This window comes from Citrobacter sp. R56, from assembly GCF_016811995.1.
Lineage (GTDB): Bacteria > Pseudomonadota > Gammaproteobacteria > Enterobacterales > Enterobacteriaceae > Citrobacter_D > Citrobacter_D enshiensis.
The window spans coordinates 4,283,860-4,308,488 of record NZ_CP069159.1 but is presented as its reverse complement, the minus strand read 5'-3'; the positions used below and the strand labels follow the sequence as shown (position 1 = coordinate 4,308,488).

Sequence of the window (24,629 nt, the reverse complement as noted above, 5' to 3'; positions counted from 1 at the left end):
TATAATGTCATTGACGCTGATAATGCAAAAAGGTTCTTTTGATGGCTAATAATACCACTGGACTCACCCGAATTATTAAAGCTGCTGGTTATTCCTGGAAAGGTTTTCGTGCTGCATGGATTCATGAAGCGGCATTTCGTCAGGAAAGTGTTGCTGTGCTGTTGGGCGTGGCGATTGCCTGCTGGCTGGATGTGGATGCCATCACGCGTGTTTTGTTGATTGGTTCTGTCATGCTGGTGATGATAGTGGAAATCCTCAACAGCGCGATTGAGGCGGTGGTTGACCGCGTTGGCTCTGAACACCATGAGCTTTCCGGGCGGGCGAAAGATATGGGGTCAGCGGCAGTATTGCTGTCGATCTTTGTCGCGATGATCACCTGGGGAATCCTGCTGTGGTCGCATTTTAGATAAGGCTTCCATAATCCGATAAATCTCTTGTTTTTTGTGCCGCTTGTGGTTCCAAAATCGCCTTTAACTGTATATACTCACAGCATAACTGTATATACACCCAGGGGGCGGAATGAAAGCGTTAACGGCCAGGCAGCAAGAGGTGTTCGATCTTATTCGGGATCACATCAGCCAGACAGGTATGCCACCGACGCGTGCGGAGATCGCGCAGCGTTTGGGGTTCCGTTCCCCAAATGCGGCTGAAGAACACCTGAAAGCGCTGGCGCGTAAAGGGGTCATTGAGATTGTCTCCGGTGCCTCTCGCGGTATCCGCCTGCTGGTGGAAGAAGAAGAGGGGCTGCCTTTAGTAGGTCGCGTGGCGGCAGGGGAACCCCTTCTGGCACAGCAGCATATTGAAGGCCACTATCAGGTCGACCCGTCGCTGTTTAAACCTAATGCCGATTTTCTGCTGCGCGTCAGCGGTATGTCGATGAAAGATATTGGGATTATGGACGGTGATTTGCTGGCGGTACACAAAACCCAGGACGTGCGTAACGGCCAGGTCGTGGTGGCGCGTATCGACGATGAAGTGACGGTTAAGCGCCTGAAAAAACAGGGCAATAAAATCGAACTTCTGCCAGAAAATAGTGAATTCAAACCGATTGTGGTTGACCTGCGCGAGCAAAACTTCACGATTGAAGGGCTGGCAGTCGGTGTCATCCGTAACGGTGAGTGGTTGTAATATTGTTTTGATACAGTGGCGCATCTCGCGCCACTGTTTGTTTTAACTCCTTCTCAGGCTTTCCTGCATGCCTTTCTTTACCTCTTCCGACAAAGCGCTCTGGCGTCTCGCGTTACCGATGATTTTCTCCAATATCACCGTTCCTTTGCTGGGACTGGTGGATACTGCGGTCATTGGGCATCTGGACAGCCCTGTTTATCTGGGCGGTGTTGCCGTGGGCGCAACGGCAACCAGCTTTCTTTTCATGCTGTTGCTTTTCTTACGCATGAGCACCACCGGGCTGACGGCTCAGGCGTTTGGCGCCAAAAACCCCCAGGCGCTGGCACGCGCGCTGGTGCAGCCACTGATTCTGGCGTTGGGGGCGGGGGCTTTGATCGCGTTGTTCCGCACGCCAGTCATCGATCTTGCATTGCATATCGTCGGTGGAAATGAAGCGGTGCTGGTACAGGCGCGACGTTTTCTGGAGATCCGCTGGCTGAGCGCCCCGGCATCGCTGGCGAACCTGGTGCTGCTGGGCTGGCTGTTGGGCGTTCAGTATGCCCGCGCGCCGGTGATCCTGCTGGTTGTCGGCAACATTCTCAATATTGTGCTCGATCTGTGGCTGGTGATGGGCTTGCATATGAACGTGCAGGGCGCAGCGCTGGCGACGGTGATTGCAGAATATGCCACGTTGTTGCTTGGGCTGATGATGGTGCGCAAAGTCCTTACACTGCGCGGCGTGTCATCCACGATGCTGAAACAGGCCTGGCGAGGGAATTTCCGCCGCTTGCTGGCGCTTAACCGGGACATCATGCTGCGTTCGTTGTTGCTGCAACTGTGCTTTGGCGCGATCACGGTTCTCGGGGCGCGACTGGGCAGCGACATCATTGCGGTGAACGCTGTTCTGATGACCCTGCTGACCTTTACCGCCTATGCCCTTGATGGATTTGCTTATGCTGTCGAAGCGCATTCCGGGCAGGCGTATGGCGCACGTGACGGCAGCCAGTTGCTGGATGTCTGGCGTGCTGCATGTCGGCAGTCAGGGATTGTGGCGCTGCTGTTTGCCCTCGTTTATGCCCTGGCGGGCGAACACATCATCGCGCTGCTGACGTCGTTGCCGCAAATTCAACTTTTGGCCGATCGCTACCTTATCTGGCAGGTGGTGTTGCCGTTAATCGGTGTCTGGTGTTATTTGCTGGATGGCATGTTTATCGGGGCGACGCGTGCGGCAGAAATGCGCAACAGCATGGCCGTTGCGGCGCTGGGATTTGCACTCACGCTGTGTGCATTGCCCTGGCTGGGCAATCATGGACTGTGGCTGGCGTTAGCCGTTTTTCTGGCGCTCCGTGGACTCTCGTTGGCCTGGATCTGGCGGCGTCACTGGCGACATGGAACCTGGTTTGCTCAGGTGTGATGGTTAAAAATTCTGAATATCAAAATGAACATGGGATCCCTGACTACAATTAATCTCACGTCCAGCAGAAAACGTAGTGTATTTGGGCGAAGCAATATCGCTAATCACCACTAATCATGAGGACTCGATGATGAATAAAGACGAAGTCAGCGGTAACTGGAAACAGTTCAAAGGGAAAGTGAAAGAGCAATGGGGCAAGCTGACCGATGATGATATGACGGTCATTGAAGGTAAGCGCGACCAGTTGGTCGGTAAGGTCCAGGAACGTTACGGTTACGCCAGAGACAAGGCGGAAAAGGAAGTGAGCGACTGGGAAACGCGTAATAAATACCGCTGGTAATCAGCCGCGGTGACCCGAAAGTACAAGGATGTACAGTCCATTGGGCGGTTTTGCCGCCCAACCCGCTTAACGCGGTTTTTTCTTCACCAGAATCGAATGATCGTGCTGGCACTCTTCTGGATGGCGACACGCTTCAACTTCGACGCACGCCGGGCATAATCCGTGTGCTTCAATTACGTTATGACGCAGGGCAAAACCCATTTTTGCCGCCAGCGTATGCATAATATCTTCCACGCCTTCGGCGCTTTCTTCTTTCACCACGCCGCACCGGTCACAAATGAACATGGCTGAACTGTGGGTTGGCTGATCGAACAGATGGCAGAGCACATAGCTATTGGTGGATTCGACCTTGTGCACAAAGCCTTGCTCGAGCAAAAAATCAAGCGCACGATACACCGTAGGCGGCTTGGCCTGAGGCTCTGTTTCACGTAGCAAATCCAACAGATCATAGGCGCTGATAGCCCCTTGTTGCAGGCTCATCAAACGCAACACTTCGAGGCGCTGAGGAGTGAGCCGCACATTGCGCTGCGCACAAAGTTTCTCAGCTTGCGCCAATAGGTCTTGTGTTGTGGTCTTTTCCATTTGGCACCCCGGAGTACGTGAAACGTTAATCCCTTACTTTATCATGTTCTTCTTAAAACACCGAGATCCCCCGCGGTGTGCTATACCTGACCCATTGCACACTGGAAAACCAAAATGAAAAGACCTGATTGCATTCGTCACTGGCGCGACGCAGAAGGCGCTGATGACTCGACCTATCCTGATAGCGATGAGCTATTTTCCATCGGCGCGCCGCTGGCGCGAACGCTCGGACTGCGTCGGCTGGGCATTCACCATGAACGCCTCCCGCCGGGTCGTCGTACCTCCTATCCGCATGCGGAGAGCGACGAAGAGGAGTTCATTTATGTGCTGGAAGGTTATCCCGAAGTCTGGATAAACGGCTATCTGTGGAAATTAGAACCCGGAGACAGCGTCGGTTTTCCGGCGGGAACTGGGGTGTGCCACACCTTTATCAATAACACCAGCGCAGAGGTTCGCCTGCTTGTCGTCGGGGAGGCGAATAAAAAACACAATCGCATCTATTACCCGATTAATCCGGTGTATGCCGCCACACGAGAAGACCGCTGGGTTGACCATCCGCCGCAGTTTTTTGGCCCGCACGACGGAAAACCAGGGCGAAAATAGTACCGTTCTTCGTCGTTGAGCATCGGGCTGGAACGGTTTGCGCCGTCGGCCCGGCTCACACACAATGCAGCCATCTGCGTGCGGTCTTGCCTCTCTGGTTTTGCTTTATGCTATAGTAGCGCCCCTTTTTCAGAATGCTTAATTAATCGCCATGCCAGAAACTTCGTCCCCCGTTTTTCCTGCCCATCGTTTTTCTATCGCGCCGATGCTCGACTGGACGGACAGACATTGCCGCTATTTCCTGCGCTTGCTCTCCCGCCAGACGCTGCTCTATACCGAAATGGTCACGACTGGCGCGATCATTCATGGCAAGGGCGACTACCTGGCGTACAGCGAAGAAGAGCATCCGATCGCGCTGCAACTGGGCGGTAGCGACCCTGCTGCGCTGGCGCAATGTGCGAAGCTGGCACAAGAGCGCGGTTATGATGAAATCAATCTCAACGTGGGTTGTCCTTCCGACCGCGTACAAAACGGCATGTTCGGTGCCTGTCTGATGGGCAACGCGCAACTGGTGGCGGATTGCGTGAAGGCGATGCGTGATGTGGTGTCGATTCCGGTGACGGTCAAAACCCGTATCGGCATTGACGATCAGGACAGCTACGAATTTCTCTGCGATTTCATCACGACGGTTGCAGGTAAGGGCGAGTGCGAGATGTTTATCATCCACGCGCGCAAAGCCTGGCTTTCTGGCCTTAGCCCGAAAGAAAACCGGGAGATCCCGCCGCTGGATTACCCGCGTGTCTACCAATTGAAGCGTGATTTTCCGCATCTGACGATGTCGATTAACGGCGGCATTAAATCGCTGATTGATGCGAAAGCGCAACTGCAGCACATGGACGGCGTGATGGTCGGGCGCGAAGCCTACCAAAATCCGGGTATTCTGGCTTCTGTCGACCGTGAGATTTTTGGTGCGACGACGGCCGATGCCGATCCGGTGGCGGTGGTGCGCGCGATGTATCCGTATATTGAGCGCGAACTCAGTAACGGCACCTACCTGGGCCATATCACCCGCCACATGCTGGGTCTGTTCCAGGGCATTCCCGGTGCGCGTCAGTGGCGTCGCTACCTGAGCGAAAATGCCCATAAAGCCGGTGCCGATATCAACGTGCTGGAGCACGCGCTGAAGCTAGTGGCGGATAAGCGTTAATTTTTCACTAAAACCTGGTCAAATTCACCACGCCCTGCACAGTGTTGCAGGGCGTTTTGCTTTTAAATCAATACGTTATTTTTTGGCATGTTTCTTGTAATGATCTGTGCAGTTTTCATTAGGGGAGAGCATCATGCTGGAACTACTGTTTGTCATTGGATTTTTCATCATGTTGATGGCGACGGGGGTTTCCCTGTTGGGCGTTCTCGCCGCGTTGGTCGTGGCGACGGTGGTGATGTTTTTGGGGGGACTGTTTGCGCTGATGTTTAAACTGCTGCCCTGGCTGTTACTGGCCATTGCGGTGGTGTGGGTCATTAAGGCGATAAAAGCACCGAAAATCCCACAATATCAGCGCAATAACCGTTGGCGTTACTAAAGATGTGAGGGATGGGTCACAACCTGAAACTTTGCTCTTAGAACCCATTAGGAATTGATTATCAAATCTGTCACTATTGCGCGTCTAACGAATTCATCGAGCTGTACCCTACATACAGCCGAACTAAAAAAAGAAAGGGCTTCCCATGTGGAAGCCCAATTTCTTTCTACGCCATTACGGAATGAGCAGGCTCGAACCCTGCGTCGTTCTGCTCTCCAGCGCCTGATGCGCGCGCTGTGCATCTTTAAGCGCATACTTCTGATCCTCTGCCACATCGACCTTAATAACGCCGCTGGCAATCAGCGAGAACAGTTCATTACTGGCCTCAGTGAGTTCATCACGATTGGTGATATACCCTTGCAGAGAAGGGCGGGTCGTATACAGCGAACCTTTTTGGTTCAGAATGCCTAAGTTGACGCCGGTGACTGGCCCTGACGCGTTGCCAAAACTGACCATCAGGCCACGACGTTGCAGACAATCCAGCGAAGCCTCCCACGTATCTTTGCCGACTGAGTCGTAAACGACCTGCACTTTTTTGCCGCCGGTGATCTCTTTGACCCGATCGACGATGTTTTCTTCACGGTAGTTGATCACCTGCCAGGCGCCCGCCTGCAAAGCCCGTTGCGCTTTTTGCGCGTTACCCACCGTACCGATAAGCTTAGCGCCCAGCGCTTTCGCCCACTGACAGGCAATCAGCCCTACGCCGCCTGCGGCAGCATGAAATAAAAAAGGCTCATCGGGTTTGATTTCATAGGTTTTGCGCAGCAGATAAAAGACGGTTAAGCCTTTGAGGAAAGAGGCCGCCGCCTGCTCGAAAGAGATAGCGTTCGGTAAAATGGCGGCTTTATCGGCAGGGACATTGTGCACAGAACTGTAGGCCCCGAGCGCTGATTGGGCGTAAACGACGCGGTCGCCAGCTTTGAGATGTTTGACGTTGCTGCCGACTTTACTGACAATCCCCGCTGCTTCTGTGCCTAATCCACTGGGTAACGAGGGAGGCGGGTACAGACCGCTGCGAATATAGGTATCAATGTAGTTAATGCCAATGGCTTTATTTTCGACCTGGATTTCGTTCTCTGCCGGGTCTGCGGGCATAAAGTCCACCACCTTTAGTACGTCAGGGCCACCATGCTTGTGAAATTCAATTCGTGTTGCCATGCTTCCTCCAGAACGTATCGTTAGGGTCTACTTATATGGTAATCTTTCGACCCACTCTTTATCTCGGTAACTCCATTCACTATGGCAGGAAACAAACCCTTCAACAAACAACAGACTGAAGCTCGTGACCGTGATCCACAGGTTGCCGGGCTGAAAGTGCCACCGCACTCGATTGAAGCGGAGCAGTCGGTGTTGGGCGGTTTAATGCTGGATAACGAACGCTGGGATGATGTGGCTGAGCGCGTGGTGGCAGAAGACTTTTACACCCGCCCGCACCGTCACATCTTTACCGAAATGCACCGCTTGCAGGAGATGGGCAAGCCTATCGACCTGATCACCCTGGCGGAATCGCTGGAAGTACAGGGGCAACTGGACAGCGTCGGCGGTTTTGCTTACCTGGCGGAGCTATCCAAAAATACGCCAAGTGCGGCGAACATCAGCGCGTATGCTGATATCGTCCGCGAACGCGCTGTCGTTCGCGACATGATTTCTGTCGCTCATGAAATTGCGGATGCGGGTTTTGATCCGCAAGGTCGCTCCAGCGAAGATCTGCTCGATTTGGCGGAATCACGCGTCTTTAAAATCGCCGAAAGCCGCGCCAATAAAGACGAAGGCCCGAAAAATATCGCCGATGTGCTGGATGCCACCGTTGCGCGTATCGAACAGCTGTTCCAGCAGCCGCACGATGGTGTCACCGGTGTGAATACCGGTTATGACGATCTCAATAAAAAGACGGCGGGTTTGCAGCCGTCGGATCTGATCATCGTTGCGGCGCGTCCGTCGATGGGTAAAACAACATTTGCGATGAACCTCGTCGAAAACGCCGCGATGTTGCAGGATAAGCCGGTGCTTATCTTCTCCCTTGAAATGCCCTCAGAACAGATTATGATGCGTTCTCTGGCGTCGCTTTCGCGCGTGGATCAGACCAAAATTCGTACCGGGCAACTGGACGATGAAGACTGGGCGCGGATCTCCGGCACCATGGGGATTTTGCTTGAAAAGCGCAATATTTATATTGATGACTCCTCTGGCCTGACGCCGACGGAAGTGCGCTCCCGCGCGCGCCGTATCGCCCGCGAACACGGCGGTATCGGGCTTATCATGATCGACTACCTTCAGCTGATGCGCGTGCCGTCACTCTCCGACAACCGTACACTGGAGATCGCCGAAATCTCCCGATCGCTCAAAGCGTTAGCGAAAGAACTTCATGTTCCGGTCGTCGCGCTGTCACAGCTTAACCGTTCACTGGAACAACGTGCCGATAAACGCCCGGTTAACTCCGATTTGCGTGAATCTGGCTCCATTGAGCAAGATGCGGATTTGATCATGTTTATCTACCGTGACGAGGTTTATCACGAAAACAGCGACTTAAAAGGCATCGCAGAAATTATTATTGGTAAACAACGTAACGGCCCCATTGGTACGGTACGTCTGACATTTAACGGTCAGTGGTCGCGTTTTGATAATTATGCGGGGCCGCAGTACGACGACGAATAAATCTCCGTTATCCTTCACGCCGCAGATGCGTTGACTACGCCCGAGAATCCCCGGTTACTGAGTTATCTAAGCTCCCGGGAATTCCTGGGCTTGTCGCCGTCCTGCCACGCGAACGATTTAGGCGATTCTTTTTATAAGGATTTGAAATGCAAGCGGCAACTGTTGTGATTAACCGCCGCGCTCTGCGACACAACCTGCAACGACTGCGTGAACTGGCACCTGCCAGCAAACTGGTTGCGGTCGTGAAAGCGAACGCTTACGGACACGGTCTGTTAGAGACCGCGCGGACGCTCCCTGACGCTGATGCCTTTGGCGTCGCACGTCTCGAAGAAGCCCTGCGACTGCGTGCAGGGGGGATCACGCAACCCATCCTGTTACTCGAAGGCTTTTTTGACGCTGCCGATCTGCCGACCATCTCCGCGCAGCATCTGCATACCGCCGTGCATAATCAGGAACAACTCGTTGCATTAGAGTCAGCAACGCTGGATGAACCGGTGACCGTGTGGATGAAACTCGACACCGGCATGCACCGTCTGGGTGTCCTTCCCGAACAGGCCGAGGCATTTTATCAACGCCTGACGCAGTGTAAAAACGTGCGCCAACCGGTGAACATCGTCAGCCATTTTGCCCGTGCAGACGAACCGGAATGCGGTGCGACCGAGCAGCAGCTCGATATTTTTAACACCTTCTGTGAAGGTAAGCCGGGTCAGCGTTCCATTGCGGCCTCTGGCGGCATTCTGCTGTGGCCGCAGTCTCACTTTGACTGGGCGCGTCCAGGGATCATCCTCTACGGCGTTTCGCCGCTGGAAAACCAGTCCACGGGCGCTGATTTTGGTTGCCAGCCGGTGATGTCGCTGACCTCCAGCCTGATTGCCGTACGCGAGCATAAAGCGGGCGAGCCGGTCGGTTACGGCGGAACCTGGCGAAGTGAACGCGACACGCGTCTGGGCGTGGTGGCGATGGGGTACGGCGATGGCTACCCGCGAGCCGCGCCTTCCGGAACGCCGGTATTGGTCAACGGTCGCGAAGTCCCGATTGTGGGCCGCGTGGCGATGGATATGATCTGCGTTGACCTGGGGCCAGAGGCACAGGATAAAGCGGGCGATCCGGTCATCTTATGGGGTGAAGGATTGCCGGTTGAACACATCGCTGAAATGACAAAAGTAAGTGCTTACGAACTTATCACACGCCTGACCTCAAGGGTGGCGATGAAGTATATCGACTAAGCGCACGGTGTGCCGGATGGCGCTGACGCGCATCCGGCCTACCAAATTGTACTGGCCGTAGGCCGGATAAGGTGCGAAAGCGCCGCCATCCGGCACTTCTTAGCTAAACATCCTCTCGATCTTCTCTCGCTTCCGGTCTATTGTGTCTTTACCCCCTGCCTGTAAACCTGGAGAACCTTCGCGTGTTTCAAAAAGTTGACGCCTACGCAGGCGACCCGATTCTTTCGCTCATGGAGCGCTTCAAAGAAGATGCGCGTCGCGACAAAGTGAACCTCAGTATCGGTCTGTACTACAACGAAGAAGGAATTATCCCGCAGCTGAAAGCGGTCGCTGAAGCGGAAGCCCGTCTCAATGCCCAGCCGCATGGCGCTTCGCTGTATCTGCCGATGGAAGGTCTGAACACCTACCGCCACACCATTGCGCCGCTGTTGTTTGGCGCTGACCATCCTGTGCTTGCGCAGCAGCGTGTCGCGACCATTCAGACGCTGGGAGGGTCAGGCGCGCTGAAAGTGGGCGCTGATTTCCTGAAACGTTATTTTCCCGACTCTGCCGTGTGGGTCAGCGATCCGACGTGGGAAAACCACATTGCGATTTTTGAAGGTGCCGGGTTCGAAGTAAGCACTTACCCCTGGTATGACAAGGCGACCAACGGCGTTCGTTTCAACGACCTGCTGGCGACGCTCGATACCTTACCGGCGCGCAGCATTGTATTGCTGCATCCATGCTGCCATAACCCAACCGGCGCAGATTTAACCCACGCGCAGTGGGACGCGGTCATTGAGATACTGAAAGCCCGCGATCTGATCCCGTTCCTCGACATCGCCTACCAGGGCTTTGGCGCGGGCATGGATGACGATGCGTACGCCATTCGCGCGATCGCCAGCGCCGGGCTGCCTGCGCTGGTCAGTAACTCCTTCTCTAAGATTTTCTCTCTGTATGGCGAGCGTGTCGGCGGTCTTTCCGTGGTGTGTGAAGACGCTGACGCCGCAGCTCGCGTGTTGGGCCAGCTCAAAGCCACGGTACGTCGCAATTACTCCAGCCCGCCGAATTTTGGCGCGCAGGTGGTTGCTGCCGTATTGGGCGATGATGCGCTGAAAGCCAGCTGGCTGGCGGAAGTGGAAGCGATGCGAACCCGCATTCTGGCAATGCGTCAGGAGCTGGTGAAGGTCCTGAGTACCGAGATCCCGGGGCGTAACTTTGACTATCTGCTGCAACAACGCGGTATGTTCAGCTATACCGGCCTCAGCGCGCTTCAGGTGGATCGCCTGCGTGATGAGTTTGGTGTCTACCTGATCGCCAGCGGACGCATGTGCGTTGCCGGTCTTAATGCCAATAACGTTCAGCGTGTCGCGAAGGCGTTTGCCGCAGTAATGTAATCTCCTGCCTGTGAGGCTGGCGTCTGGTCAGCCTCTTTTTCTTCCGGTGTTTCTAACTCCAGCCACCCCTCGCATGACTGTTCCTGTTTCCACTCACTTTCTCACCTCTCATTATCATTAATGTATTGATTAATAATGTTTTTCCATGTTGGTACGAATACTGCAATACAACAGCAGTCTACGACCCTCAGGAGAACAACATGGAGAACATGACCTCACCCGGAACGCTGCTCAATGGAGACAATGCGACCTGGCTTGAAGAGTATTACCAGACCTGGTTGCACTCACCCGAACAGCTCCCGGAAGACTGGCGGCGTTTTTTTATTTCTCAGGAATTGTCTTCCACTGAAACCTGTTCAGCGGTAATGGCGTCTGGCCCGGCATTAAAAAAACAGGCTGCGGTAACGCAGTTGATTCATGCCTGGCGACATTTCGGACACCTCAGAGCGAAGCTGGATCCGCTGTCATTGGTGGAACTCCCCGACGTGCCGCAACTGACACCCGCATTTTGGGGCTTAACGGAGGACGATTTACGCCAGGAATTTAACGTCACCTTTGGCGAACACAGTACCCAGATGCCGCTTAAGCAGATTATCTCCATGCAGGAACAGGCATGGGCGGGAAGTCGCGCATATGAACTGGCGCATCTGGATAACCGTGACGAAATTACCTGGCTGTTGGCGCGTATTGAGCGCAGCAATGCGCCACAGGCGAATGCGCAAACCTGCCTGGAGCGATTCGATAATCTGGTGGCCGCAGAAACGCTTGAACGCTATCTGCATACCCGTTACGTCGGTCAAAAACGCTTCTCGCTGGAAGGTGGGGAAAGCGCGATCCCGGCGCTGATTACGCTGGCGAAACGTGTACGTGAGCAGGGCGTTGATGAGCTGGTTATCGGTATGGCGCATCGCGGGCGTCTGAACGTACTGATCAATTTACTGGGTAAAGATCCGGCGCAACTGTTTGCCGAATTCGAAGGAAAACAGACGATTGGCACCGGTTCTGGTGATGTGAAATACCATATGGGGTATTCCACCAATATGCAGACACCGGCGGGATTGTTGCACATTGCGCTGGCCTATAACCCGTCGCACCTGGAAATTGTTAACCCGGTAGTGCTTGGTCAGGTACGGGCGCGGCAGAATCGGCGTGGCGAAAATGGCCAGGCTTGCGTCATGGGCGTATTGATTCATGGCGATTCCGCGCTCGGCGGGCTGGGCGTAAATCAGACCACCTTTAATCTGTCGCAAACCACAGGCTACGGTACGGGCGGCACCGTTCATCTGGTTGTCAACAATCAGGTCGGATTTACCACCGCCCGTTTACAGGACATGCGTTCCTCACGCTACTGTACGGATATCGCCAAAATGGTGGCGGCACCGGTGATCCACGTTAACAGCGATGATGTCGACGCCGTTTGTCAGGCGATTGAGCTGGCCTGCGACTGGCGAAATACCTTCCACCGCGACATCGTCATCGATCTGGTCTGTTTCCGTAAGCACGGCCATAACGAAAGTGATGAACCTCGTCTGACGCAACCGCAGATGTACCAGGCGGTAGACAGTCATCCGGGAACGCGAACCCGCTACGGTGAGATGCTTTCCCGCCGTGGTGTGCTGACCCCCGCCCAGCAGGATGAAAAAGTCAGTGCCTATCGCGACTGGCTGGATGCCTGCCAGAAACGCGATCCGCTGCCGGTGCCGGATGCCACGCATCCGTTTAGCGCTAACTGGGAGGGTTTAAGCAACCCGCAGTGGAGCGCGCAGCCGGAAACCGCCCTGTCGGGAGAAGAGCTGGCCCGTTACGGCGACCTCCTCACCACACTTCCACACGACGTGGTCGCCCATCCCACCATCAAGCGCCAGCTTGCCCTGCGCAAAGAGATGACGGCAGGTACCCAACCGGTGGACTGGGGGATGGCAGAAACCCTGGCTTACGCCTCGCTGGTCGATCAGGGCATCGGCGTGCGGTTGTCCGGCGAAGATTCTGGACGCGGCACGTTCAGCCATCGCCATGCCGTGGTGCATGACCAGACGCAAGCGGGTCGCTACCTGCCGTTACAGCATATCCGCGAGGGGCAGGCACCTTTCGAGGTCTTTGACTCCGTATTGAACGAAGAGGCGCTGCTGGCCTGGGAATACGGTTACTCCACCTCTGCACCGCAGCAACTGGTGATTTGGGAAGCGCAGTTTGGCGATTTCGCCAATGGCGCACAGGTCGCCATCGACCAGTTTATCTGCTCAGGCGAAACCAAATGGGGACGCTATAGCGGGTTAACCATTCTGTTGCCGCACGGCTACGACGGACAGGGGCCGGAGCACTCTTCGGGTCGTCCTGAGCGCTGGCTGCAACTCTGTGCTGAACAAAACATGCATGTGGTGATGCCTGGGGATTCAGCGCAAATGTTCCACCTGCTGCGCGGGCAAGCGTTACGCCCAATGCGCAAACCGCTGGTGGTATTTATGAGTAAGCGCTTACTTCGATTTAAAGGCGCGATGAGCGAGCTTTCCGCGTTTAGCTCCGGGTGTTTCCGACCGGTCATTACCGACACCTTCCCGCGCGATTCGTCGCAGGTTAAGCAGGTCATTCTGTGCAGTGGTCAGGTCTATTACGACGCCCTGGAAGCCCGCAAACAGCGCGGTCTTGATGAGTGCGTGGCAATCGTACGCGTAGAGCAGCTCTATCCGTTCCCGACCGACGAGCTTAACGCCGCGCTGGCGCAATGGCCGCAGTGTTCACGCTGGGTCTGGCTACAGGAAGAACCGGAGAATCAGGGCGCGTGGCGGCAAATTCACCATGAACTGACGGCGTTGGCGCTGGATAAACCGTTCTGGCATTACGCGGGGCGTCCGGCCGCCGCTGCACCGGCAACGGGTTATGGCCGCGTTCATAAACAACAAATTGACGATTTTCTTGCGGATGCGTTTGCGCACATCCAGCCATAAAAAAATAACAAGGAAAATATCTGATGATTGAAATTACTGTCCCTCAATTACCGGAGTCTGTGTCGGAAGGCACGTTGACGACGTGGTGTAAAAAAGAAGGCGATTTCGTTCGCCGTGATGAAGTCGTCGCAGAGCTGGAAACGGACAAAGTGATCCTCGAAATCCCTGCGCCGCAGGATGGCGTATTAATGCGCATTCTGGTCGAGGAAGGCAATGAGGTGGCGTCCTCCCAACTGTTGGCTTATCTGGAGCCGCAGGCCGCCGCTGCCGAAGCGGCCACCGCAGAGGCGGAACCGACCGCCATGCCGGCTGCGCGTCTTGAAGCCCAGCGCAGCAATGTGAATCTTGCAGAGGTTACAGGGAGCGGACGTCAGGGCCGCATCCTGAAAGAAGATGTGCTGCAACATGCGCAGTCTGCAGCTCCAGCTCCAGCTCCAGCACCGGTGCCAACGCCGATGATAGCACCGGCTACCCCGCGTCCTGTCGCCCCCGCCGGTTCTCGCGAGGAACGTCGCGAGCCCATGTCACGTTTGCGCGCGCGTATCGCCGAACGTCTGCTGGCCTCGCAACGGGATAACGCCATCCTGACCACGTTCAACGAAGTGAATATGCAGAACGTGATGGATTTGCGCGCCCGCTGGAAGGACCGCTTTGCCGAAAAACACGGCGTGAAGTTGGGCTTTATGTCGTTCTTCGTGAAAGCCGTCACCCGCGCGCTTGAGCGTTTTCCAATCGTCAATGCCAGCGTTGTGGGCAATGACATTGTCTGGCGCGACTACTGCGATATCGGGATTGCGGTCAGCAGCAACCGTGGTCTGGTGGTGCCTGTGTTGCGCAATGCGCAAACCCTTTCTCTTGTCGATATCGAACGGCAAATCGCCGATTACGCCGCGCTGGCGCGTGCAGGAAAACTGCCGCTGGAAGCGTTGCAGGGCGGCTCTTTCTCCATCACCAACGGCGGCACGTTTGGCTCCATGATGTCCACGCCGATTATCAACCCGCCGCAGTCAGCCATTCTCGGTATGCACGCCATTACCCCGCGTCCGGTTGCCGAAAACGGCCAGGTCGTGATTCGCCCGATGATGTACCTCGCCCTCAGCTATGACCATCGCATTATCGATGGACAAGAAGCGGTGCAAACGCTGGTGGCGATCCGTGAACTGCTGGAAGCGCCAGAACAACTGTTGCTGGATCTGTAAGGAGAAGAGTGATGAGTGCATTTTTTGACGTCGCGGTCATCGGTGGCGGTCCCGGTGGATATGTGGCGGCGCTACGGGCGGCGCAGCGCGGGCTGAATGTGGTGTGTATTGATGATGGGATCAACGCGCAAGGCGAACCGTCGCCGGGCGGCACCTGCCTGAACGTCGGCTGCATCCCGTCAAAATCGCTGCTGCAATCGTCCGAATTGTTTGCCCAGATCCAGCATGAAGCGGCGATTCACGGCGTTAAGGTCAAGGAGGTGTCGTTTGACGTTCCTTCGATGATCCAGCGTAAAGACGCCATCGTACGTCGTCTGACACAGGGGATTCGCCTGCTGTTTGAAAAAAATAAGGTGACGCATATTTCCGGTCAGGCAACGCTGCGGGAACCCCATGACGGGCTCTGGCAGGTGCAGGTCAACGAGCAGACGGTGAGCGCCAAAAATGTGGTGATTGCGACCGGCTCACAGCCGCGCCAGCTTGCGGACGTGGCGACGGACAACTCGCACATTCTGGATAATCGCGGCGCGCTGTCATTAACCGAATGCCCGGCGCGTCTGGGGGTGATTGGCGCGGGGGTGATCGGCCTGGAGCTTGGTTCTGTCTGGAATCGCGTGGGCGCACAGGTCACGCTGCTGGAAATGGCGGAAACCTTCCTGCCCGCACTGGAGCCGAGAATGGCGAACGAAGTGCGTAAAGCGATGGTTGCCAGCGGTCTGGAGATGCAGTTCGGGGTCAGCATTGATGCGGTCGAACGTGACGGTGACGAGGTCGTCATTCGCTGGCAGCAGGGCGGAAACGTACAGGAAACGCGCGTCGACAAGCTGATTGTCGCCATTGGTCGTGAGCCGCGTCTGTCCGGGATTGATCTGGCGGCGCTGGGGCTGGCATCGAATGGGCGCGGCGGCATTGACGTTGATGCGCTGTGCCGCACGGGAAAACCCGGTCTGTGGGCGATTGGCGATGTCGTACGTGGGCCGATGCTGGCACATAAAGCGATGGAAGAGGGCCTGAACGTGGCCGATCAAATCGCGGGACTGCCCGTCGAGCCGGTCAACTTCTCGCTGATCCCTTCTGTGATTTACACCCAGCCGGAAGTGGCGTGGGTGGGTGAAAGCGAATCGACGCTGAAAGCCTCCGGTATCGACTTCACCAAAGGTCATTCACTGTTTGCGGGCAACGGTCGCGCGCTGGCGCTGGGGCAGGATGGCGGGCGCTGTACGCTCTACGCCGACAAACGCACCGATCGTGTACTGGGCGGGGCGATTGTCGGCCCGCAGGCTTCTGAACTGATTAACGAAATTGGGTTGGCGATGACGTTTAGCGCCTCGGGCGAAGATATCGCCTGCGCGGTACATGCGCATCCCACGTTGAGTGAAGTCATACATGAAGCGGCAATGGCGCTGAATAAACAGGCGCTCCACGGATAACGTTCAATACCACCGAGAGACATTATGAATTTACATGAGTATCAGGCCAAATCCTTGCTGGCCGGCATGGGAATGCCATGCCCGAAAGAAATTGCGATTCAACATATTACGGAGTTACCAGAGGCGTGGAGCCGCATTGCCAGCGAAAGCAAAGGCGCTGTGCTGAAAGCGCAGGTACATGCCGGAGGACGAGGTAAAGCGGGCGGCGTGAAGGTGCTGACGCAGTTTCAGCAGGCTGAAGCCTTTGCTGAGCAAATGCTCGGCACGCAACTGGTGACCTATCAAACTGGGCCAGAAGGCCAGTATGTCAGCAGCATCCTGGTGTGTGAAAACATCTACCCGGTACGCCAGGAACTCTACTTTGGCATGGTGGTGGATCGTGAAAGTCAGTGTGTGACGTTTATTGTCAGCGCGGAAGGTGGGGTCGAGATTGAAAAAGTCGCTCATGAGACGCCTGAGAAAATCGGCAGCGTCAGCGTGGATCCGCTGACGGGCATTCAACCCTGCCATATTCGGGAGATGTTCACGGTTTTGAACCTTGAAAATACGTTGTTCCCGGCGTTCAGTCGTTTAGCGAACCAGGCCTGGAAGGCCTTTAACGAGCTGGATTTTGCCCTGCTGGAAATTAACCCGCTGGTGCTGCGTGAAGACGGTGGATTTATGTGCGCTGACGCGAAAGTGTCGTTAGATGACAACGCACTCTATCGCCACCCAGAATTGCAGGCGATGCGCGATGAAACGCAGGAAGATCCTCGCGAAAGCCAGGCGGCAAAACTCGATCTCAACTACGTCTCGCTGGACGGCAATATCGGCTGCATGGTCAATGGCGCTGGGCTTGCGATGGCGACCATGGACATCATCAAACTCTATGGCGAGCAACCGGCTAACTTCCTTGATGTGGGCGGCGGCGCGACGCAGGAACGCGTCAGCGAAGCGTTCAGGCTGATTGTCTCTGACGACAAAGTACAGGCCATTCTGGTCAACATTTTCGGTGGGATTGTGCGTTGCGACATGATCGCCCGCGCCATCATTCACTCCCTGCGGGAAACGGAAATTACCTTACCGGTCGTTGTGCGTCTGTCTGGCAATAATGCGGCCGAAGGGCAACGTTTGCTGGCGGAAAGCGGCCTCGCGGTGGAAGCCGTTGGCTCTCTGGATGATGCCGCTAAGCGCATTATCGCATTACTGAATTAACTGGAGGTTAGCGTGAGCGTTTTGATTGATAAGCATACCCGGGTTCTGGTGCAGGGCATTACCGGTAAAAATGGGACGTTTCATACCGAGCAGGCGATCGCGTATGGCACAAACATCGTCGGCGGTATCACGCCAGGGAAAGGCGGGCAACTGCATCTGGATCGCCCCGTTTTCAATTCGATGAAAGAGGCGATGAAACAGACAGAAGCGGATGCCAGCGTGATTTATGTGCCTGCGCCGTTTGTTCTGGATTCGGTTGTTGAGGCCGTTGAGGCTGGCGTTAAATTAATTGTGGTGATCACCGAAGGCGTTCCAACGCTGGATATGGTGAAAGTACGCCGTCTGCTGGATTGTCATCCGGATGTCCGTTTAATCGGCCCGAACTGCCCGGGCATTATTACGCCAGGGGCGTGTAAGATCGGTATTATGCCGGGCGATATTCATCGCCCAGGACGCATCGGCATTATTTCCCGCTCAGGGACATTAACCTATGAAGCCGTTGCACAGACCACGGCGCTGGGGTTAGGCCAGTCGACCTGTATCGGTATTGGTGGCGATCCGGTTCCCGGAACGAACTTTATTGATGCGCTACGTTTATTTGCTGATGATCCGCAAACCGATGCGGTCATTATGATTGGCGAAATTGGCGGGAATGCAGAAGAACGCGCCGCAGAGTTTATTCGTCACGAAATGAATAAACCGGTCATTGGTTATATTGCGGGCGTTACTGCACCGAAAGGAAAACGTATGGGACACGCCGGAGCCATTATTTCTGGCGGTAGCGGCAGCGCCGAAGATAAATTCCGTGCCTTTGATCAAGCGGGTATGGCCTGGACACGAAACCCGGCATTAATCGGCGAGACATTGTGGAATGCCATTAAGTAATTAACGGCAATGTAACAGGGGGCGATAAGCCCCCTTTTTTATGTGTGCGGTTTTATATTCACCTTTTTTTACCTGTGCGGAAATTCACGCATTTTATCGATACTGGTTTTTATTAAAAACCTTAAATAACAGTATGTTAGTGTATTTTAAAAAGATGGCATAACACCTGCATTAGAGAAACAGGTCTTTTATCTTTCACGTTGAGGTGATTATGTCATCAGTCCCTAATAATGTTGCGCAAAAGCGTAGCATCATTCCTAACCCCGGTTTATTGCTCGCCATTATTGCCGGTCTTATTATTATGTTCCTGCCGCTAGGTGACTCATTACCGGTCGCCGGGCAACATATGATTGCGATTTTAGTTTTTGCAATCATTGTCTGGATAAGCGAAGCGATGGATTATACCGCCAGCGCGATTGTCATTTCGGCGTTGATTATTTTCATGGTTGGCTTTGCGCCGGATATGAACCATCCGGACACTATTCTGGGAACAGAGAAAGCCCTGAAAATGACGCTCTCAGGGTTTTCTAACTCTGCGCTCGCCCTGGTCGCGGCGGCGATGTTTATTGCAGCGGCAATGACGATAACCGGTCTGGATAAGCGGATCGCGTTATTTACCATGTCAAAAATAGGCGCCAGTAGCCGCAGCATTATTATTGGCGCGATTGTCGTGACCATCGTATTGAGCCTGGTGGTTCCCAGCGCCACGGCCCGTACGGCCTGTGTCGTGCCGATTATGATGGGGGTTATTGCGGCATTTAAGGTCGATAAACACTCCCGCCTTGCGGCATCCATGATGATTGTTATCGCTCAGGCGACCAGTATCTGGAACGTGGGGATCCAGACTTCCGCCGCGCAGAACCTGCTTTCCATCGGCTTTATCAATAAAACCTTTGGCGCTGGCCATTCGATCAGCTGGCTCGACTGGCTGTTAGCGGGCGCCCCCTGGAGCCTGGCGATGTCAGTGATCCTCTACTTCCTGGCCCGAAAACTGCTGCCGCCGGAAACGGAAGCGGTTGAAGGTGGCAGTGATGCGATTAAAAAAGCGCTGGTGGAATTGGGGCCAACGACAGGCAAAGAAAAACGCCTGATTGCTATCTCGTTGTTGTTGCTGGTGTTCTGGTCGACTGGCGGAAAACTGCACAGCATTGACACGACTTCCGTGACGCTGGCAGGGCTGGCGGTCATGCTGATGCCGGGCATTGGTGTGATGCAGTGGAAAGAAGTTGAGAAGCGCGTGCAGTGGGGGACGTTGCTGATGTTTGGTATCGGGATTAGCCTCGGTTCTACGCTGCTTGATACCCAGGCGGCATCCTGGATGGCGAATTACGTCGTGCAAGGTTTTGGTCTGGATGCGTTACCTCCGCTGGCGATCTTCGCCATTCTCGCCGCGTTCCTGATTGTCATCCACCTTGGATTCGCCAGCGCCACTGCGTTAACCGCCGCGCTGTTGCCGATTCTGATCAGCCTGTTGAGCAGTCTGCCGCCGGAGCTGGGCGTTAACCCTATTGGTATGACCATTCTGTTGGCCTTTAGCGTGAGTTTTGGTTTTATTTTGCCGATTAATGCGCCGCAAAACATGGTGTGTCTGGGGACCGATACCTTCTCGCCGCGCCAGTTCACCCGCGTGGGGATTTGGCTCTCGGTGATTGGCTATTTGCTACTGCTGTTTTTTGCCGCCACCTGGTGGAAATTTCTGGGTCTGATGTAAGGAGATACGCCATGTCACTGCAAATTGCACTGGAAAAAGTCCGTTGGTTAACGGCTGGATTACTTGAGTTGAACGGCTGCGATGCGGATATCGCCCAGGATGTCGCTGAACACATGATTGAGGCTGAACGTTATGGTTTTCCCAGCCACGGCGTCACGCTATTACCTAAATATCTTGAGAACATCGCCAGAGGCGACGTGACACCCAACGCCCGGCCAGAAGCGCTGGTCAGCGAAGGCCATCTGCTGCGTTACCATGCCCATAATGGTTTTGGCCAGCACGCGGCAAAAGTGGCGATGAATGCGGCCATTGAGCGAGCAAAAGAGCATGGATTTTGTCTGCTCACTTTGTGCCACGCGCACCATTTAGGGCGTATGGGACACTTCGGCCAGATGGCGAGCGATAAAGGGCTGGCGATGCTGGCGATGAGCAATGTCACCGGAAGACCGGCGCTGGTCGCTCCCTGGGGGGGAGCGCAGGCCCGCATGACGACCAATCCGTTCTGTTTTGCCTGGCCGTTTAATGACGGCAGGCCGCCGATGCTGGTTGATTTTGCGACCAGCAGTATGGCGTTGAACAAAGCGCGGGTGATGTCTGTCGAGGGTAAACAGGCAGCGCCGGGTCAGGTGATTGATGCGCAAGGCAATCCCAGCACCGATCCGGGGGTGCTGTTTACCTCGCCATCGGGTGCGCTGTTGCCGTTTGGTGAACATAAAGGCTTTGGTCTGGCGTTGATGATTGAAATGATGGCGGGGATCTTGTCCGGTGGGGATACGATCGCAGAAGATCATCAGGCCGATGGATCCGCGCATAACCACCTGTTTGCCCTGGTCATTGATCCCGCAAAATTCAGCGATCAAGCAGAGGCGAAAGGGCAGTTTTTTGCCGACTACCTGCTGGCGACCCGGCCGCAGCCGGGGGGCAGGCCGGTCATTTACCCTGGGATGCCGGAGGCCGAAACGCGGGAACGCAACAGCAAAACCATCGCAATCCCGGCCGCGTTCTGGTCATGGGTCGTGGAACACTACGCCCGTAAAGGGATTGATTTGGGTCTGCATCCCCAGACACCTGCGCTAGCTGGTTGAATCTAACCGGTAGAGCTGGGGCTGGATCTGGTGCTTATTCAGTTTGTCATATAACGTCTTGCGCGGCAGTTGCAGTAGCCGCGCAGTCAAACTGACCTGGCCTTCTGTTTGTCGCAGCATATCCTCAATGAGCTTTTTCTCGAACGCATCAATACAGGCGGTCAGACCCCGTTCTTCTTGCTGGGTCATCGGCACTGACTGGTGCTGGGTCAATAATCCTAATACAAAGCGCTCGGCATTGTGTTTAAGTTCCCGCACATTGCCTGGCCAACTTTGTGATTGCAGCCAGGCAAGCAGCATCGGTGAAATATCGGGAAGAGGACGATTGTATTTTTGCGCAGCCTGACTGGCGAACCAGTAAAATAACTCCGGAATATCTTCCCGTCGCTGGCGCAGAGGGGGAATACTCAGGCTCACCACGTTCAGGCGGTAATAAAGGTCAGCGCGAAAATTATTTTCTTCACTCTGGCGCAGCAGATCTTCTTTTGTCGCGGCGATTACGCGGCAGTTCACTGGAATTAATTGGTTGGCGCCGAGTCGCTCAATGGTTCGTTCTTGCAGTACACGTAATAGTTTCACCTGCATACCCGGTGGCATACCTTCAATTTCATCCAGAAAGAGTGTACCGCCATTAGCGTGTTCTATTTTTCCAATCCGCTTTTTCAGCGCGCCGGTAAAAGCGCCGGGTTCATGACCGAAAATTTCACTCTCAAAGAGGGTTTCAGGTAATCCTGCACAGTTTAATGCGACAAACTGACCTTTATGACGGGTGCTCCAGTGGTGCAACATGCGGGCGACAACTTCTTTGCCACAGCCGGTTTCGCCGTAAATAAGCACATCGGCATCTGTATCAGCGACATTCATGATCATTTTTCGCAATTGCTGCATTTGCGGGCTACGACCAATCAGAATCGGACCGTTTTCTTGTTGCAAACGGGTGAGTAATTGCTTGTTCTCTAATACCAGTCGGCGTTTTTCCACCGCGCTGGCAATAATGCTGAGCAATTTATCGGAGCTACAGGGTTTTTCGATAAAATCGCAGGCGCCATTGCGCATGGCTTCAACGGCCATTTCAACATCGCCATGACCCGTGATTAAAATGACGGGGATTTTGGCATCGATTTCAATAATACGGTTTAATAACTCTAAACCGGATATCCCGGGAAGTCTGACATCAGTGAGTACAATAATATTCGTTTGACTCTCAATCACCGGTAAACTCTGCTCAGCATTAGAACAAGATATCACTCGATAACCTGCGAGGGTCAGCGTTTGCTCGCAGGCAAAGCGCACATCATCGCTGTCCTCAATATAAATAATGGTAATATCGCTTGCATTATTTACCATTGTCTTCTCTCCATTCTGGCCATGATAAAGTAATCATCGCACCACCTTCCGGATGATTACTGGCGTGGATTGTTCCATTTGAGTTTCTGACTATTTCGCTGACAATAGCGAGACCGAGCCCAATACCTCGACGTTTGGTGGTGAAAAACGCTTCAAATATTCGCTCAATAATTTGGGGTGAAAATCCGCAGCCATTATCTTTCAGTGTGATGATAACTTTATGATCTTCCTTATAAATTGATATATCCAGACGTTTACGTTGCTGATCTTCCATTGCGTCCAGGGCATTGGTTATCAAATTACTAAAGATCTGCTCAAGACCTAATTCATCACAACCGACGAAGAGAGGACTGGACGGTGCTTTAATCCGGCGTTCAAGATTATTTTTTTCCATGCTGTGATTTAGCAGCGCGACCGCGCTGTACATAACTTTAATTACATCCGCAGAACCTTTTGGCACCCGATGGCGGGAGGCGAAGGTTTTTAGTTCCGACATTAACTGGGTCATGCGTTCGACAACGGAAATGATGTATTTGAGATTCTGGTCTGTCTGTGAATACATCTTTTTCGCCAGCATTGTGCGGGCGTTGTCCGTCAGGGCATGGATCGCGGCCAACGGCTGGTTTTGCTCATGGGCTATTTCAGTCGCCATCTGCCCTAAGGCGGCAAGCTTATTGGATTCTGCCAGTTCGCTGCGCGTCAGTTGAATAATATGCTCTGCCTGGGTGCGTTCTTTCATCTCCTGAAGCAGTTTTTGGTTCATTGACTCAAGGGCATAAGTACGTTCTTTAACCTGCATCTCAAGCGTTTCATTTGCCTGTGTTAATAACTGTTGAGCATGCGAACGCATTCGCCAGTATTTGATGATAACCAGTACCAGTAAATACAAAATGAGGGTGATTACCAGTGAAATTGCCCATGTCCAGTAGAAATTATCTAATGGCACAATGATCGTCATTTTCCAGTTAAATTCTGGAATGGAAATTTGCTGAGTGTAAAAGCGGGGTAATAAACAAAATTGATTTGCTTTCTCTTTTAAGAAAATAAATTCATTAAATGTGAAGCATGGGTAATAATCAGCAGGTAAAATATTGCTTAAACTGTATTGGCGAGTTAATTGTAATTTTTCTTTTATTTGAGAAGGTAATGGTTCTAAGGTTCTCATTCGCCATTGTGACTTTGAACTTAAAAATATAATGCTGTGTTCATCACTCACAATGATATTTTCAGGGCCTTCTGCCCATACGTTTTCAATGTCATTAAGGCTAATTTTAACAACCACGACACCGACGATTTTTCCCTCGCGCTTGATACCGGTAGACAGGAAGAATCCTGGGGTATTCGTTGTACTGCCGATACCGTAGAATCTGCCGTTCAGCCCCATCATCGCTTGTTTATAGTAGGGGCGATAGCTATAGTCCTGACCTACATAACTTCCGGGTTGCCTCCAGTTACTGGAAGCAATGGTTTTGCCTTGCGCATTAAGAATAAATATCGCCGCTGTTTTTAATTGTGTGTTGAAGTATTCAACATGCTTATTAAGGCTCTCGGAAACATTATCATCGGGTTGGTCCATAGACTGTTTTATTATATTATCCATCGACAACATATAAGGTAAAATATAATATTGATCTATTGTTGAGTATAATGTTGACTTGTACATCTCTAAACGCATTTTATCAGTGCCGACTAAGGTCATAAAACGCATATGCAAAAATAATACAGAGATAGTCAGCATTAATAGCAGGAGAAAAATACTTGTGATGTGAAAGCGCCATCTATTTTTAATAATAAAAGAGCATGGTGTTCTCATTCAGTATCCACGGACGAGTAATGATAAATGCGACAAGTATATTCCTTACGCAGTGATGATGAGAAATGAAATAGTACCATTGTGTGAGTAAGTGAGCAGAATACATCGGGTACTGTGTGGTTTATCACACAGGTTGTTATATCGGAAAATATTACATTCAGTAACATAAATTAAGGAGCGGGTGTGATCATGCT

The 24,629-nt window shown here is 53.5% G+C and carries 21 protein-coding genes; 17 read left to right on the top strand and 4 right to left on the bottom strand.

Annotated elements, in window-relative coordinates:
- The first annotated feature begins 41 nt into the window (after window positions 1-41).
- The 4 genes from JM656_RS20260 (at window position 42) to JM656_RS20245 (ending at window position 2,861) form a co-directional block, all read left to right on the top strand.
- Window positions 42-410, top strand: a complete 369-nt coding sequence (locus JM656_RS20260; RefSeq protein ID WP_203359298.1) for a diacylglycerol kinase — start codon at window positions 42-44, stop codon at window positions 408-410.
- Window positions 411-519: 109 nt separating this feature from the next.
- The gene (gene lexA / locus JM656_RS20255; protein ID WP_162381749.1) at window positions 520-1,128 is read left to right on the top strand and encodes a transcriptional repressor LexA; all 609 of its coding nucleotides are present in this window, start codon (window positions 520-522) and stop codon (window positions 1,126-1,128) included.
- A gap of 67 nt (window positions 1,129-1,195) precedes the next feature.
- Entirely contained in the window at window positions 1,196-2,521 is a 1,326-nt protein-coding gene (gene dinF, locus JM656_RS20250) for an MATE family efflux transporter DinF (RefSeq protein WP_203359297.1), read from the top strand.
- 130 nt (window positions 2,522-2,651) lie between these two features.
- On the top strand, window positions 2,652-2,861 hold the full coding sequence (locus JM656_RS20245) for a CsbD family protein (RefSeq protein ID WP_192614421.1): 210 nt from the start codon (window positions 2,652-2,654) through the stop codon (window positions 2,859-2,861).
- Between the two features lie 66 nt (window positions 2,862-2,927).
- On the opposite strand, the gene zur is transcribed toward JM656_RS20245, so the two are convergent.
- The gene (zur, locus tag JM656_RS20240; protein WP_192613779.1) at window positions 2,928-3,443 is read right to left on the bottom strand and encodes a zinc uptake transcriptional repressor Zur; all 516 of its coding nucleotides are present in this window, start codon (window positions 3,441-3,443) and stop codon (window positions 2,928-2,930) included.
- Between the two features lie 114 nt (window positions 3,444-3,557).
- Between zur and JM656_RS20235 the strand changes: the two genes are divergently transcribed.
- The 3 genes from JM656_RS20235 to pspG all read left to right on the top strand — a co-directional run bounded on the left by JM656_RS20235 (window position 3,558) and on the right by pspG (window position 5,569).
- Window positions 3,558-4,046 carry a cupin domain-containing protein gene (locus tag JM656_RS20235; RefSeq protein WP_203359296.1) on the top strand — a complete coding sequence of 163 codons (489 nt, stop codon included), beginning with the start codon at window positions 3,558-3,560 and terminating at the stop codon, window positions 4,044-4,046.
- 151 nt (window positions 4,047-4,197) lie between these two features.
- Entirely contained in the window at window positions 4,198-5,193 is a 996-nt protein-coding gene (dusA, locus tag JM656_RS20230) for a tRNA dihydrouridine(20/20a) synthase DusA (RefSeq protein ID WP_203359295.1), read from the top strand.
- A 133-nt stretch (window positions 5,194-5,326) separates the two neighbouring features.
- Window positions 5,327-5,569 carry an envelope stress response protein PspG gene (gene pspG, locus JM656_RS20225; protein WP_203359294.1) on the top strand — a complete coding sequence of 81 codons (243 nt, stop codon included), beginning with the start codon at window positions 5,327-5,329 and terminating at the stop codon, window positions 5,567-5,569.
- Between the two features lie 174 nt (window positions 5,570-5,743).
- Here the strand turns inward: pspG and JM656_RS20220 are convergent, their stop codons facing one another.
- Complete coding sequence (locus JM656_RS20220) at window positions 5,744-6,727, bottom strand: quinone oxidoreductase (RefSeq protein ID WP_203359293.1); 984 nt, start codon at window positions 6,725-6,727, stop codon at window positions 5,744-5,746.
- 81 nt (window positions 6,728-6,808) lie between these two features.
- On the opposite strand from JM656_RS20220, the gene dnaB reads away from it, so the two are divergent.
- The 10 genes from dnaB (at window position 6,809) to JM656_RS20170 (ending at window position 21,275) form a co-directional block, all read left to right on the top strand.
- On the top strand, window positions 6,809-8,224 hold the full coding sequence (gene dnaB, locus JM656_RS20215; protein WP_192613774.1) for a replicative DNA helicase: 1,416 nt from the start codon (window positions 6,809-6,811) through the stop codon (window positions 8,222-8,224).
- A gap of 146 nt (window positions 8,225-8,370) precedes the next feature.
- Window positions 8,371-9,450 carry an alanine racemase gene (gene alr, locus JM656_RS20210; RefSeq protein ID WP_203359292.1) on the top strand — a complete coding sequence of 360 codons (1,080 nt, stop codon included), beginning with the start codon at window positions 8,371-8,373 and terminating at the stop codon, window positions 9,448-9,450.
- Between the two features lie 182 nt (window positions 9,451-9,632).
- Complete coding sequence (gene tyrB / locus JM656_RS20205) at window positions 9,633-10,826, top strand: aromatic amino acid transaminase (protein ID WP_203359291.1); 1,194 nt, start codon at window positions 9,633-9,635, stop codon at window positions 10,824-10,826.
- Between the two features lie 200 nt (window positions 10,827-11,026).
- Window positions 11,027-13,771 (top strand): 2-oxoglutarate dehydrogenase E1 component, encoded by a 2,745-nt coding sequence (locus tag JM656_RS20200; protein WP_203359290.1) that lies wholly within the window; start codon window positions 11,027-11,029, stop codon window positions 13,769-13,771.
- Window positions 13,772-13,794: 23 nt separating this feature from the next.
- Entirely contained in the window at window positions 13,795-14,970 is a 1,176-nt protein-coding gene (odhB, locus tag JM656_RS20195) for a 2-oxoglutarate dehydrogenase complex dihydrolipoyllysine-residue succinyltransferase (protein ID WP_203359289.1), read from the top strand.
- Window positions 14,971-14,981: 11 nt separating this feature from the next.
- Window positions 14,982-16,400, top strand: a complete 1,419-nt coding sequence (gene lpdA, locus JM656_RS20190) for a dihydrolipoyl dehydrogenase (RefSeq protein WP_203359288.1) — start codon at window positions 14,982-14,984, stop codon at window positions 16,398-16,400.
- 24 nt (window positions 16,401-16,424) lie between these two features.
- Window positions 16,425-17,594, top strand: coding sequence for an ADP-forming succinate--CoA ligase subunit beta (gene sucC / locus JM656_RS20185; protein ID WP_203359287.1), 1,170 nt, complete (start codon window positions 16,425-16,427; stop codon window positions 17,592-17,594).
- Window positions 17,595-17,606: 12 nt separating this feature from the next.
- Window positions 17,607-18,479 (top strand): succinate--CoA ligase subunit alpha, encoded by an 873-nt coding sequence (gene sucD / locus JM656_RS20180; protein ID WP_162381770.1) that lies wholly within the window; start codon window positions 17,607-17,609, stop codon window positions 18,477-18,479.
- 211 nt (window positions 18,480-18,690) lie between these two features.
- Window positions 18,691-20,190: a DASS family sodium-coupled anion symporter gene (locus tag JM656_RS20175; RefSeq protein WP_203359286.1), complete on the top strand. Its 1,500-nt coding sequence runs from the start codon at window positions 18,691-18,693 to the stop codon at window positions 20,188-20,190.
- An 11-nt stretch (window positions 20,191-20,201) separates the two neighbouring features.
- Window positions 20,202-21,275, top strand: a complete 1,074-nt coding sequence (locus tag JM656_RS20170) for an Ldh family oxidoreductase (RefSeq protein ID WP_203359285.1) — start codon at window positions 20,202-20,204, stop codon at window positions 21,273-21,275.
- Here JM656_RS20170 and JM656_RS20165 read toward each other — a convergent pair.
- Window positions 21,264-22,622: a sigma-54 dependent transcriptional regulator gene (locus tag JM656_RS20165; RefSeq protein ID WP_203359284.1), complete on the bottom strand. Its 1,359-nt coding sequence runs from the start codon at window positions 22,620-22,622 to the stop codon at window positions 21,264-21,266. The genes JM656_RS20170 and JM656_RS20165 overlap by 12 nt on opposite strands.
- Window positions 22,612-24,435 carry an ATP-binding protein gene (locus JM656_RS20160; RefSeq protein ID WP_203359283.1) on the bottom strand — a complete coding sequence of 608 codons (1,824 nt, stop codon included), beginning with the start codon at window positions 24,433-24,435 and terminating at the stop codon, window positions 22,612-22,614. The genes JM656_RS20165 and JM656_RS20160 overlap by 11 nt, the downstream gene beginning before the upstream one ends.
- Between the last annotated feature and the right edge of the window lie 194 nt (window positions 24,436-24,629).